Genomic DNA, 12701 nt, shown 5'->3' on the forward strand with positions numbered 1-12701 from the left:
TGCCCCCTGTCGTTTTGTGGTTATGCGAAGGCGGGTGCCCGGTCGGGGCCGAGCACGTCGTGGAAGAAGTCGCGCGCCCGCTCCGCCACCGCCGCGAGATCATGGGCGGCGCCCAGGATGATGTCGTGCCGCACCGCCAGGCCCTGCGCCTGCAGGTTGCGGCGCAGGCTGGTCAGTCGGGCGATGCGGTTGGCCCCGGCCCGGTTGGCGTCCGTCATCCAGTGCCGGCTGCCGGGCCGGTGGGTGATCGACGCCGTCTCCAGGTCGCTGTCGCCGATCGCCAGGTGCACCGGCACGCGGCGCATCGCTTCCAGGTCCGGGGCGCGGCCGAACAGCCGCTCCATGTCCCGCGTGCCAACCCACCAGTCGCGCTTCGGGTCGACCAACGTCACCGACCCCGGCGCGCCGATCGACACGGCACGCAGCCGTTCCGGATGCAGGTAGAGGAAACGGTGGGCGAAATGGGCGCCGCCGGAAAAGCCGAACAGGCAGAAGCGGTCGAAGCCCAGGCCGGTGCGCGCCTCGGTCTCCGCCACCATGGCCAGCAGCAGCCGGTCGTACCGGATGTCGCCCTCGGCCATGTATTTGTAGCCGTCCTCGTTGCCGTCGCCGAGCGGGTCGGCCGGGAACAGCGGCGCCAGCACCACGGCGCCGTGCCAGCGGGCGAAGTCGGCGAAGGCGTCGCGGCTCGATTCCACGCCCCGCAGGCTGCCATGCACCGCGACCAGCAGCGGCACCCGTTCGGTGCCGCGCAGCCGCGGCGGCACGAACAGGCTGTAGCCGAAGCGCGGATCGGCCCGGCAGGACAGCACCGGCGTGGTGCCCGTCCGCCGCGGACCCGCCGGCGTCGGTCGCGCCATCGCTCCGGGGACCGCCGCACACCCGGTTTCGAGATCCGCCTTCAGCACGCCGCCATCGGCCATCTGGCATTCTCCAAAATTGGCGCCAATTTTTCCGTGACGATAGACGTCAAAATCGCAGACGGCAACCCGGCATGCTACAAGGCTGCTGGCGCGCCGGGCGCGGACGGAACGAGACACCGAAGAACGATGAAGCGGCAGGGCATGGATCGGGGGCGGGTCGAGACGCTGGTCGAGGCGATCCGGGATGACATCCTCTACGGCGTCTATCGGGCCGGGGAGTGGCTGAAGCAGATCGATTTGCAGGAGCGCTACGAGGCCAACCGCTTCGAAGTGCGGCAGGCGCTGGTCGAGCTGAAGAACCGCCGGCTGGTCGAGCACAAGGTCAACAGCGGCTTCCGGGTGGCGGCGCCGGACCCGCAGGAGCTGCTGCATCTGAAGGCGGTGCGGACGATCCTCGAGACCGGCGCGGCGGAGCCGGTGGTGGCGCGGGCGACGGCCGCCGACCTGGCCGAGCTTGACGACATCGCCACGCGCTTCGGGCAGGCGATCGAGACCGCCGACCCGCCGACCCGGACCGAGCTGAACTACGCCTTCCACCGCCGGCTCTACAACATCGCCGGCAACCCGGTGCTGGCGGCGCTGATCCACGACATGCGCGAGCGCGGCCAGTCCGGCACCACCGGCCGCTGGTTCACTTTGGCCGGGCTGCGCCTGAGCGCGCAGGAGCACCACGCCATGGTCGCCGCCATCCGCGCCCGCGACGCGGCGGCGCTGCGCCAACTGATTGATCACCACATCAATCGGCGGTGATCGGTTGGCAGCCCCGGCGTCGTAAGTTCTCTTCTTTCGGATTGAGCTGTTCTGCTTTTGCAATTTAGTATCCGAATTTGTATCGCCATGATGCGCGAACGTTTTTTTTGTACAGTTGGCGATATGCAATTTCATGAAGCGGAGGGAATAATGTCGATGCGAAATGTACCCGCTAATGCCATGTCCTTGGCCACGGATATCGCGGGTGGAAGCGGTGCCGACACACTGAATGGAACCGTCGGTGATGATGAAATCTTCGGTTATGGAGGAAATGACATCCTGCGCGGCTACGGGGGCGACGACGACCTCTACGGTGGCAGCGGAGCCGATGTCCTGGACGGCGGAGCGGGAAACAACTGGGCGGTCTATTTCTCATCTTGGTCGGCAGTCTTTATTGATCTTGGAGCAGGGATTGGTTCGGGTGGAGATGAATCGGGTGACATATTGATAAATATACAGGGAATAGCGGGAAGTGATTTTGACGATAAAATTCAAGGATCCAATGATAGAGACTATATATTTGGCGGGTACGATAGTAGCGATATTCTAATCGGAAATGGAGGAGATGATATTATATGGGGTGAGGCTGGTAGGATTGGTTTTGATAGAATTAATGGTGGCGATGGGTATGATACTTTAACTTATTTAGCTTATGATTATGTTGGCGTTCGAGCTGACCTTTCGACAGGAATTGCCAGTTTTGGCGATGGGCAAGACGATACGATGGTCAGTATCGAGGGTTTAGTGGGGACCGACTACAGTGACGTTCTGAAAGGCAACAGTCTGGCCAATGTTCTCGATGGCGAAGACGGCCGGGACACCCTGAGCGGTGGGGCTGGAGCCGATACGCTCAGTGGCGGTAGGGGAAGTGACAGCCTCGACGGAGGCGCCGGAGCAGACGTCCTGATCGGCGGCGCCGGCTTGGACACCATCGTCTATGGCGGCACCGCCGGGGTGGCGGTCGATCTGACGGCCCTGACCGCATCGGGCGGCGATGCCGAGGGCGACACGATCGGCAACGATATCGAGAATATCCGCGGCACCGCCGGCTTCGGCGATGTCCTGACCGGTTCGGCCGTGAACAATGTGCTGGCGGGCGACGGCGGCAACGATGCGCTCGACGGCTTGGCCGGCAGCGACACCCTCGATGGCGGTTGGGGCAACGACCGGCTCCGCGGCGGGGCTGGTGTCGATGCGCTCTACGGTGGCACTGGCATCGACACCGTCAGCTACGACGACAGCGCCGCCGGAGTCTCGGTCAGCCTCGTCACCGGCACGGGCAGCGGCGGCGACGCGCAGGGGGACACGCTGGATGGCATCGAGAACCTCATCGGCGGCCACGCCAACGACACGCTGAGCGGCAATGCCGGCGCCAACACCCTGGAGGGTGGCGACGGCAACGACGTGCTCCGCGGCGAAGCCGGGACCGACCGCCTCGACGGCAGTGCCGGCACCGACACCGCCAGCTACCACACCAGTGCCGCCGGGGTGACGGTGAATCTCGCGACCGGCGCCGCCGCGGGCGGCGACGCCCAGGGCGACACCCTGGTATCGATCGAGAGCCTTACTGGTAGCAACCAGGGCAATGACAGCCTGAGCGGGAATGCCGGCGCCAATGCGCTGGCCGGTTGGGGCGGCGACGATGTGCTTCGCGGCGGGGCCGGCGGGGACCGGATCGACGGCGGCGCTGGCAGCGACACCGCCAGCTACTACACCGGTACGGTCGGCGTGACGGTCAATCTCTCGACCGGCGCCGGCACGGGCGGCGAAGCCCAGGGTGACATCTTGGTCGGCATCGAGAACGTCAACGGCTCGACCGGCGCCGACCAGATCACCGGCAGCGCCCTGGCCAATGTGCTGAACGGCTGGGCCGGGCAGGATGTGCTGACCGGCGGGGCCGGCGCCGACCGTTTCGTCCTCACCGCCGTCTCCCATAGCGCTGTCGGGGCGGCCGACCGGGTCGCCGATTTCAGCCGTGCCCAGGGCGACCGGGTCGACCTGTCGGCGATCGACGCCAGCACCGCCGTCGCCGGCGACCAGGCCTTCAGCTTCATCGGCGGCGGCGCCTTTACCCACCAGGCCGGCCAGCTGCGCGCCGCCGCCAACAGCCCCGGGGTCACCACCATTGCCGGCGACCTCAACGGCGACGGCGTCTCCGACTTCCACATCGTGCTGACCGGCGCCTTTGCGCTGCAGGCGTCCGACTTCGTCCTGTAGGCGCTCAACCCCGGCGGCTTCGGGTTGGTTGGCCGGTCCCAAGACCGGCCAACCGTATCCCGCGATGCGCGGGGGCGTCGTGCGGCATACGAGCCAATCTGCAGGGAACAGGGCATCGTTCTCTTTGGCCTTCAGGGGAATTGCAGCTTCGGCGGACCACGCCTTCTGCCGCCGTCGGCGGGACATCGCCGGCAAGGTCCACGCCGATCTCAAATCCGATCTTGGGCAGCTCGGCCAGCACATGTTCCGCGGCAATTTCGAGCGTCAGGCTGCGGGCCCATGAACCGAGGAACGGGTCATAAAGGCGAGACGCGGCTCGCCGTACCCCCGGCAGCGGCGACTGCTTCACACCACCAATTGCCGAGCGGAGCCCTTCCGCCGTCAAAAGTAGAGAATTTTTCCATAATTCAATGCGATGTTATTGTTAATTTAAATCATACAATAAGAATTGCGGAATATTGGAAATAATATCAGATATAGGGTTCTGCAGTCCGGAATCGGATAGATTTTCTGCGTGATGCGCAGCTAGTTTATCTCTATATTCGATAGACTGAACTTAGAATTTAACAACAGTTCCTAATAATGTAGGTAAATTTTGGCGATATTTCCAAATGAAATAAATGTTAACCCAATCTCGAAAAACAGATGACGCAGTATTTTTGACGGAGATCGTGGATGGCTCGATATAGATAGGTTGAATTTTGCACGGCAGCCGGTCGGCTTTAAGAAGAGATGGTTTCAATCGACAGATTATCGGGAGGACAGCATGGACAGAACGGATTTCGACCTGACGCGGCGCGAGGTCCTGGTGGCAGCCGCGGCCGCCGCCGGCGCAGCGGCCGTGCCGCTCAGCCCGGCGCGGGCGGCCGCGAAATACACCCGCCCCAACGTCACCAGCCCCGCCGGCCAGAGGATGCTGGCCAGCTACGCCAAGGGCGTGCAGGCGATGCTGGACCTGCCGGCCGACCACCCGCAGAACTGGTTCCGCAACGCGTTCATCCACATGATGGACTGCCCGCACGGCAACTGGTGGTTCTATGTCTGGCACCGCGGCTATATCGGCTATTTCGAGCGCACCATCCGCACGCTGAGCGGCGACCCGGATTTCGCCTTGCCCTATTGGGACTGGACCCAGCTGCCGCAGATCCCGGACGGGATGTTCGACGGCCCCCTGACCCCGACGGATTCGGCCTATCTGCCCTATACCGGCAACCTGGCGCGGTTCTCCGATTTCGTCACGCCCGCCCTGACGCAATACTGGGACAGCCTGTCGCCCGACCAGCTCACGCAGCTGAGCAACCGGGGCTACAAGACCTTCGGCGACATGTGGAACGACGTGACCGGCTATATCCCGCCGCAGCCGCCGCCGCCGGCGGAGCCGGAATCGGGGGGCTACGCCGTCACCGAGAACCAGGCGTTCTGCGTGACCTCCAGCGCCCGCTACCTGTCGCGCGACAACCCGAAGCTGGACGGCAAGACCGCCGTCGACGTCTCGCTGTTCATGATCATCGCAGGATTGCTGCCGAAGCACTTCAACGAAGCCTTCGCTCCCTTCAGCTTCACCAGCGCCAAGACGCCCTCGCACAACACCGCGCCGCCCAACTCGAAGGTGTTCTCCCTGCTCGAAGGGTTCCCGCACAACAAGACGCACAACTACCTCGGCGGCTTCAGCAGGACCGACCCGGGCCCCTATGGCAACATGACCAACAACCTGTCGCCGATCGACCCGATCTTCTTCCTGCATCACGCGAACATGGATCGGCTGTGGGATGTCTGGACGCGGAAGCAGATGCGTGAGCGTGGGCCCATCGGTCCAGCCGGCCCGGATGCCGCGACCTTCAACAACGAACCCTTCCTGTTCTACGTCGATGGCGACGGCCAGCCCGTCGGCCCGGCCAAGGCCGGCGACTATTTCGACATGAGCGTGTTCGACTACGACTATGAGCCGGGGTCGGGGGAGGAGGTCGTCCCGAAGACTGGGGACGGGCTGATCGCCGCCGCGCCGCCGCAGCCTATCCAAGGCTCCGTGGCGGCCGATGTCGGCAAGGTGGCGGTGCCGGCGGCCGCCGTCCGGGGTCATCTTGCCGCGACGGGTGGGCGGCCATTGGTGGCGCAGATCACGCTGCCTCAGCCGTCGGGACCGGCCCCGACCCGCGAGTTCGACATCCTTGTCAACGCGCCCGAGGGCGTCACTCAGGTCTCGGCCGACAGCCCTTACTATGCCGGCACCTTCGCCCTGTTCGGCGCACACACGCCGGGCATGCACGGGCATGGCGACCTGACCTTCGCGGTGCCCCTGCCGAAGACGTTGCGCGCCTTCACGGAACTGGGAGCCGCGGCGGAGGCGACGCTGAACATCCGGGTGGTGCCGTCCCATGGACAGAACAAGCTGGCCGTCGTGCTCAAGGCCGTCTCGTTGGCGACGCAGTAAGGCGGCGCTCAGCCTCGCCGCCGCGGCCCTCGGATTGCTCGCGATCCTGGGCCTCGGCGGCGGGAGCGCCACGGCGCAGGAGATGACGCTGTCCCTGCCGCGGCCGCTGCGGCCAGGCGAGATCGCCTGGCTACAAGTGGAGGTCGGTCGGACAGCCCGGGGCCAGGAGGTCATCGTGGCGACGACATCGGGCCGAGACATCGGCGTGATCTCGCCCTTCGCCGTCCGCGCCGGGCAGGAGGCCGGGACCTACCCGCTGCCCCTGCCGGCGGACTCGATCGAGGACGGCCGCGTCGTCGTCCGGCTCATGATCACCCAAGTCGGGGCGCCGCCGCGCGTCCCGACCGAGCAGGAGGTCCGGCGCGTGACGGTGCTTGTCGAGCCCTGATCGGCCGTCCGCTCGTCCAGGGCGGATTTTTAGTCCCGATAATTGAACAATTTTGGGAGGACGATATGGCCATCAACACCAAGATCCCCATTGGATGTCTTCTGCTTGCCGGCCTCGCCTGGGCCGCCTTTGGCACGGTTCCAGCCGGGGCGCAGACCACGGAGCGGCTGATCAGCAATCCTCGGATTCTCGGCGCGGGGGTCGCTCCGCCAACGAGCCTGAGACCGCGGGTGGCCGGGTCGCTGCCCCATGAGCAGGTGCTGGATCTCAACATCGTTTACACCGAAGGGCAGTTGTACAATCCGGCGACAGGCCGCTACGACAAGGTGCATCTGCGCAGCTACAACGGCACCGATGTCGATCCGACGGCGCCTTATGTCTCGCCGACGATCGACGTCGATGCGGGCGACACGATTCGGGTCAATCTGCACAATCAGCTGCCGGCAGACCCGAGTTGCGCGCCCGGTCAGGAGCACAACGGAGGGCACTGCTTCAACGGCACGAATCTGCACAGCCACGGCCTGTGGGTGAACCCATCGGGCAACGGCGACAACGTGCTGCTGTCGATCAACCCCGGTGTCAAATTCCAATACGAGTACAACATCCCGGGCGACCACCCGGCGGGGACGTTCTGGTACCACACCCATCGGCACGGCTCGACCGCGCTGCAGGTCTCCAGTGGCATGGCCGGGGCGCTGATCATCCGCGGTAACCGTCCGCCCACCGGCACGACCACAGGCGATCTCGACACGCTGCTGAACGGCTTGCCGGAGCGGGTGATGGTGTTCCAGCAGATCCAGTATGCCTGCCGCGACCCGGACGGAACGATCAAGCGCGATGGAATCGACGGTCCCTATATCTGCAACCCGGACGATGTCGGCGAAATCGAAAACTACGATCTGTTCTCCCCGGGAGAGTGGCCCGATTCTGGACGCTACACGTCGATCAACGGCGTCGTCCTCCCCACGTTCAAGGCCACCCAGGGTCAGGTCGAGCGCTGGCGGATGATCCATGCCGGCGTGCGCGACACGATCAGTCTCCGGATCGTGAGGATGAAGCCTTCGGCCCAGCTCGCCGCGACCCTGAGTCAGGCGGCGGCCCGGACCTTCATCCAGGAATCCTGCAGCGATGCGGGTATCACCCATTATCGGGTCGCCGCGGACGGGCTGACCATGGCGCAGGCGCAGGGCTCAAACATCACGGTGTTCCAGCCCGGCTATCGCTGGGATACGTTGACGGTGTTCCCGCAGGCGGGCCGCTATTGCCTGATAGACGCATCCTCCCCGGCGACGGGGTCGGTCAACGGCGACAACCCCAACCCATCGCTCATCGGCTTCGTTGATGTCGAGGCGGGCACTCAGGTGTCGGACCCCGGCAGCTACATCAGGGATGCGCTGGTGGCCTCGGCCCAAGCCGCGATGCCCGCCGATATCGCACCGGCGGTGATCGCCGACCTCAAGAGCGGCCTCAGGTTCTCCCTCTTCGTCCCTCATCCGGACATCGCGGAGGGCGAGGTCACGGGCCAGCAGGATCTGACCTTCTTCATCGACACCAGCGATCCAGATAATACCAAGTTCGAGGTGAGCAACACCTTGGACGAGGCCCAGGCCGAGCCCTACAAGCCGGACCGGCTGGACCGGCAGCTCAAACTGGGCACGGTGGACGAGTGGACGCTGCAGTCGCATTTCGTCAGCCACCCGTTTCATATCCACGTCAACCCCTTCCAGGTTGTCTCGATCCTCGATCCGAAGGGCAATGATGTGAGCGTCCCGGGAGCCATCGACGACGACGGCGGGACGTCCGACGGGAAGATCGATCCTCAGTATCCGGGCCTGAAGGGCGTCTGGAAGGATACGCTCTGGATCAAAGGTCTGCGCCCGAAGTATCCGGGCCTATACACGATCAAGATCCGGACCCGCTACGAGCGCTACATCGGCGAGTTCGTGCTGCATTGCCACATCCTCGACCATGAGGATGGAGGCATGATGCAGAACGTCGCCGTCGTGCTGCCGGACGGGGATATCTCGGCGGCGGCCGCTGGAGCAGCGCCGCTTCAGCTCCAGCAGGGGCATATGCACACGAAGACGCCCTGAGCAGGCCGGGCCGCCCGGGTCCCGTCGCGGACCCGGGCGGCCTCAGCGCTCGGTTCTCACCAGCGCACCATCCCGCCGTCGACATTCAGGGTCTGCCCGGTGATCCAGCGGGCCTCGTCGGAGGCGAGGAAGGCAATGGCCGGGGCGATGTCGCGCGGCTGGCCCTGGCCGGGGATCGCCTGCAGCATCTCGACGAAGCCGAAGGCCTGGGCGTGCGGGCTGGCCATGACGCCGTCCGACGCAGTCAGCCCCGGCGTCACCGCGTTCACGGTGATGCCGTGCTTGCCCAGCTCGGTCGCCAGCGCCCGGGTGAAGCCGAACACGCCGCCCTTGGCTGCGACATAGGCCGCCATGTTCGGCGTGCCGGCGAAGAGGGTGTTCGAGCAGATGTTGACGATGCGGCCCTGGCGGCCGCCGCGGCGCATCAGATCGGAGGAGGCGCGGGACATCAGGAACACGCCGGTCAGGTTGACCGCGACGATCCTGTTCCAATGCACCAGGTCGACCTCGTCCCAGGCGATGAACGGCACGATCGCGGCGTTGTTGACCAGGATGTCGACGCCGCCGGCCCGCGCCGCTACCGTCTCGTGCAGCGCCGTCACCGCGGCCGGGTCGGAGACGTCGCAGGCGACGGCGAAGCTGTCCTTCCCCAGCCCGGCGGCCACCGCTGTCGCGCCGTCGGCATTGATGTCGGCGACGACGATCCGCGCGCCGTCGGCCGCCAGCCGCTCAGCGATCGCCCGGCCGATGCCCTGCGCCGCCCCGGTCACGATCGCGACCCTGCCCGAAAGATCCGAAGCCATGTCCCTGTTCCTTCTATTTGATTGTCAGCCGGCGTCGATCGCCGCCATGGCCGCCGCCACGCCGCGGCCGATATCGACCGGGTGGCCGAGCGCGCCGAGCGCCCCGCCGAGCGCGCTGATCGCCACCACGGCGTAGAGCGGCTGGGCGGTCGGCCCCATATGGCCGATGCGCACCAGCTTCCCCAGCGTCTCGCCGCGGCCGGAGGAGAAGGCGACGCCATAGCGCTCGCGCGCCGCCCCCCGCAGCGCCTCGTCGGCCACGCCGTCAGGCACCCGGACGGCCGTGGTGGTGGGAGAGGCGATCGCCTCGCGCGCCGGCCAGAGCGCCAGCCCCATCGCCTGCAGCCCGGCCCGACAGGCCCGGGCGGTCAGCGCGTGGCGGGCCCAGACCGCCTCCGGCCCCTCCGCCAGATACTGGTCCAGCGCGGCGTCCAGGCCGTTGACCTCGGCGACCGAGGGGGTGAAGGGGAAGGACCGGTCGCGCTTCCAGGCATGCTCCCAGTCCAGGATGCTCAGCATCGAGGCGTGGGGTGCGTCGGGATTGGCCTTCATCTTGGCCCAGGCGCGGTCGCTGACGCCGAGCAGGGTCAGGCCCGGCGCCCCGCCCAGGCACTTGTTCGGGCCGGTGACGAAGATGTCGGCGCGGCAGGCCTCCGGATGCACGTCCATGCCGGCGAAGGACGACACTGCGTCGACGATGAGGTAGGCCCCGTGCTCCGCCACGATCCGGCCGATCGCGTCGACCGGGTTGATCGTGCCGGACGGGGTGTCGTGGTGACAGAGCGAGACGATGCGGATGTCGGGCCGGTCCCGCAGCATCCGGGCTACCGCCTCCGGGTCGATCACCTCGTTGTAGGGCACCTCGATCTCGACCAGCTCGGCGCAGTACCGCTTGGCCCAGTAGCCGAAGCCCTTGCCGTAGACGCCGGAGGCGAGATTCAGCACCACGTCGTCGCGGGCAATCAACGAGGCCGCCGCGGCCTCCAGCCCCAGCACCGGCTCGCCGTGCAGGATCACCGGCGGGGTCGACAGGCGCATCGCCGCCCGCGCCTTCTCGTTGACCTGCTCGTAGAAGGCCTGGAACACCGGGTCGTAATCGTAATGGATGGTGCGCGACAGCCCGCGCAGCACCGCCGGATAGGCGTCGACCGGTCCGGAGGTGAGGGTGAAGACGGGCTCGCGCAACGTGGGCGTGGACATCGAGAAACTCCTGTTCGGAGGCTCATTCCCTGCTGTCATTGCCGGGCTTGATCCGGCAATCCCAGGGGCCACACCGAGCCGCTCCGGCTGCCCCTGGATCCTCGGGTCAAGCCCGAGGATGACAAGAAAAGGACTACCCGTAGAATTTCGGGCCGGTCTGGTAGTGGGCGAAGTTGTGCGGGTCGTGCGAGAACATCAGCTCCGCCTCCCGCTCCTCCGCCAGCTTGGCCAGGCGGCGCATCGAGGCGACGCCCGCGACCGGGTCGATGTGGAACGACGCCTGGCACAGCGTCTCCAGGCTCTTCTGGGTGTAGGCGGCGTCGATCGTGAACAGGATCGGCCGCCGGGTCTGGAACTCGACCAGCAGGCTGTAGTGGCCGATGGCGTGGCCGGGGGTGAACAGCAGGTGCAAGCCCTTGGCCAGCTCGATGTCGCCCTCGACCGTCTCGAAGCGGGAATTGGCGTCGGTGGTGCCGGCCAGCAGCTGGTCGCCCTTGCCGCGGGCGGCGGCGGCCTCGGCCGAGAAGCTCAGGTCGGAATAGCCCAGCACCTCGAAGGGCTCGGGCGTCGCTGCCTGGGCGATCTCGTCGCGGTGGCACAGCTTCTTCGCGTGCGGGAAGTACTTGTTGCCGCCGACATGGTCGAAGTGGAAATGCGAGTTGACGACGGTGCCGACATCCTTCGGCTCCAGCCCCAGCAGGCCCAGCGCGCCGGGGATGGTCTGCTCCTTGCTCTGCAGCGGCTTCTCGAAGGGCAGCACCTTCATCACATGGTCGTAGTCGAAGCCGCTGTCGATCAGGAAGCGGCCCTCGGCATGCTCGACCAGGATCGAATAGACCGGGAAGCGGATCTCGCCGCCGGGTCCGCGGTTCCAGAAGACGTGGTAGCCGTCGAGGACCAGCGAGCCGCCGTCGAGCAGGTAGACCTTGGTGTCAGTCATGGGTTCCTCCGGAAGGCATCAGCGGGCACCGCGGACATAGGGCAGGCCCAGCGCCGCGGGCAGGCTGGCGCGCCGCCCGAACAGCACCAGCACCGCCATCACCGCGGCGAAGGGCAGCATCTGGATCACGTCGGTCGGCACGTCGACGCCGGTGACCTGCAGCGCCGTGGTCATCGACAGGCAGGCGCCGAACAGGATGGCGCCGAGCAGCACCCACACCGGCCGGCCTCGCGCCAGCATCGCCAGCACGATGCCGATGAAGCCGGCGCCGTTGGTCATGAACGGGATGAACAGCCCGGCGCCGATATTGGCCAGGAAGGCGCCGCCGATGCCGGCCAGCGCGCCGGTCGCCAGCACCGCGGCGGTGCGGACCGTGATCACGTCCACCCCGGCGGCATCCAGCGCCGCCGGCTTGTCGCCCGCCGCCTGCAGGTCGAGGCCCAGCGCGGTGCGCCGGAACACCCAGGCCAGAATGAAGACCAGCGCGACCGCGAGATAGACCATCGGGTGGCGGTCGAACAGCGCCGGGCCGATCACCGGGATCGCCGACAGGACCGGGATCGGCAGGGTGGCGGCACCCTCCAGCCGCGGATAGCTCTGGGCGAACTGGAAGAAGTGGAGCAGGGCGGTCATGCCCTCGGCGCCCAGGGTCAGGGCGATGCCGATGACGATCTGGTTGAGGCCGAGCCGGACGCAGAGCAGCGCCATCAGCAGGGCCACCAGCAGCCCGCCGCCGGCGCCGCCGAGGAAGCCGAGCCAGATCGACCCGCTGGAATAGGCGACCAGGAAGCCGAGATAGGCGCCGGCCAGCATCATGCCCTCGATGCCGACATTGAGCACGCCGGCCTTCTCCGAGATCTGCTCGCCCAGCCCGGCCAGCAGCAGCGGCACGCCGGCGGTGATGGCGCCCAGCACCAGCGAGGTCAGGAAGGCCTGGGTGAGAAGACCGTCCATGC

General features: G+C 66.5%; 10 protein-coding genes and 1 pseudogene. 6 read left to right on the top strand and 5 right to left on the bottom strand.

The window, feature by feature from the left end; all coding sequences use genetic code 11:
• Nucleotides 1-20: 20 nt before the first annotated feature.
• Complete coding sequence (locus QFZ27_RS15375; protein WP_429227249.1) at nucleotides 21-923, bottom strand: hypothetical protein; 903 nt, start codon at nucleotides 921-923, stop codon at nucleotides 21-23.
• A 141-nt stretch (nucleotides 924-1064) separates the two neighbouring features.
• Here QFZ27_RS15375 and QFZ27_RS15380 point away from each other — a divergent pair, with 141 nt between their 5' ends.
• From QFZ27_RS15380 to QFZ27_RS15405, 6 genes and pseudogenes are all read left to right on the top strand, one after another.
• Nucleotides 1065-1673, top strand: coding sequence for a GntR family transcriptional regulator (locus QFZ27_RS15380; protein ID WP_429227250.1), 609 nt, complete (start codon nucleotides 1065-1067; stop codon nucleotides 1671-1673).
• 180 nt (nucleotides 1674-1853) lie between these two features.
• Nucleotides 1854-2018: pseudogene (locus QFZ27_RS15385) on the top strand (calcium-binding protein); the annotation flags it as partial.
• Between the two features lie 378 nt (nucleotides 2019-2396).
• Nucleotides 2397-3890, top strand: a complete 1494-nt coding sequence (locus QFZ27_RS15390) for a calcium-binding protein (RefSeq protein WP_429232460.1) — start codon at nucleotides 2397-2399, stop codon at nucleotides 3888-3890.
• A gap of 766 nt (nucleotides 3891-4656) precedes the next feature.
• Complete coding sequence (locus tag QFZ27_RS15395; RefSeq protein ID WP_429227251.1) at nucleotides 4657-6321, top strand: tyrosinase family protein; 1665 nt, start codon at nucleotides 4657-4659, stop codon at nucleotides 6319-6321.
• Between the two features lie 175 nt (nucleotides 6322-6496).
• Nucleotides 6497-6709: a hypothetical protein gene (locus tag QFZ27_RS15400; RefSeq protein ID WP_429227252.1), complete on the top strand. Its 213-nt coding sequence runs from the start codon at nucleotides 6497-6499 to the stop codon at nucleotides 6707-6709.
• 65 nt (nucleotides 6710-6774) lie between these two features.
• The gene (locus QFZ27_RS15405) at nucleotides 6775-8802 is read left to right on the top strand and encodes a multicopper oxidase family protein (RefSeq protein WP_429227253.1); all 2028 of its coding nucleotides are present in this window, start codon (nucleotides 6775-6777) and stop codon (nucleotides 8800-8802) included.
• Nucleotides 8803-8858: 56 nt separating this feature from the next.
• Here the strand turns inward: QFZ27_RS15405 and pldH are convergent, their stop codons facing one another.
• The 4 genes from pldH to QFZ27_RS15425 form a co-directional block, all read right to left on the bottom strand.
• The gene (gene pldH, locus QFZ27_RS15410; RefSeq protein WP_429227254.1) at nucleotides 8859-9605 is read right to left on the bottom strand and encodes a pyridoxal 4-dehydrogenase, SDR-type; all 747 of its coding nucleotides are present in this window, start codon (nucleotides 9603-9605) and stop codon (nucleotides 8859-8861) included.
• Between the two features lie 24 nt (nucleotides 9606-9629).
• A complete protein-coding gene (gene ppaT / locus QFZ27_RS15415; RefSeq protein WP_429227255.1) occupies nucleotides 9630-10805 on the bottom strand; it encodes a pyridoxamine--pyruvate transaminase in 1176 nt (391 codons plus the stop codon).
• Between the two features lie 133 nt (nucleotides 10806-10938).
• A complete protein-coding gene (gene pldA, locus QFZ27_RS15420) occupies nucleotides 10939-11745 on the bottom strand; it encodes a 4-pyridoxolactonase (RefSeq protein WP_429227256.1) in 807 nt (268 codons plus the stop codon).
• 18 nt (nucleotides 11746-11763) lie between these two features.
• Nucleotides 11764-12699, bottom strand: a complete 936-nt coding sequence (locus QFZ27_RS15425) for a putative B6 ABC transporter permease subunit 1 (protein ID WP_429227257.1) — start codon at nucleotides 12697-12699, stop codon at nucleotides 11764-11766.
• Nucleotides 12700-12701 lie beyond the last annotated feature (2 nt).

This window comes from Inquilinus ginsengisoli (assembly GCF_050434925.1).
GTDB lineage: Bacteria > Pseudomonadota > Alphaproteobacteria > DSM-16000 > Inquilinaceae > Inquilinus > Inquilinus ginsengisoli_B.

Coding starts and splice junctions, on each gene's coding strand:
- pldA (WP_429227256.1), bottom strand. CDS start 11,745: ATGACTGACACCAAGGTCTACCTGCTCGACGGCGGCTCGCTGGTCCTC.
- QFZ27_RS15380 (WP_429227250.1), top strand. CDS start 1,065: ATGGATCGGGGGCGGGTCGAGACGCTGGTCGAGGCGATCCGGGATGAC.
- QFZ27_RS15395 (WP_429227251.1), top strand. CDS start 4,657: ATGGACAGAACGGATTTCGACCTGACGCGGCGCGAGGTCCTGGTGGCA.
- pldH (WP_429227254.1), bottom strand. CDS start 9,605: ATGGCTTCGGATCTTTCGGGCAGGGTCGCGATCGTGACCGGGGCGGCG.
- QFZ27_RS15375 (WP_429227249.1), bottom strand. CDS start 923: ATGGCCGATGGCGGCGTGCTGAAGGCGGATCTCGAAACCGGGTGTGCG.
- QFZ27_RS15390 (WP_429232460.1), top strand. CDS start 2,397: ATGGTCAGTATCGAGGGTTTAGTGGGGACCGACTACAGTGACGTTCTG.
- QFZ27_RS15425 (WP_429227257.1), bottom strand. CDS start 12,699: ATGGACGGTCTTCTCACCCAGGCCTTCCTGACCTCGCTGGTGCTGGGC.
- ppaT (WP_429227255.1), bottom strand. CDS start 10,805: ATGTCCACGCCCACGTTGCGCGAGCCCGTCTTCACCCTCACCTCCGGA.
- QFZ27_RS15405 (WP_429227253.1), top strand. CDS start 6,775: ATGGCCATCAACACCAAGATCCCCATTGGATGTCTTCTGCTTGCCGGC.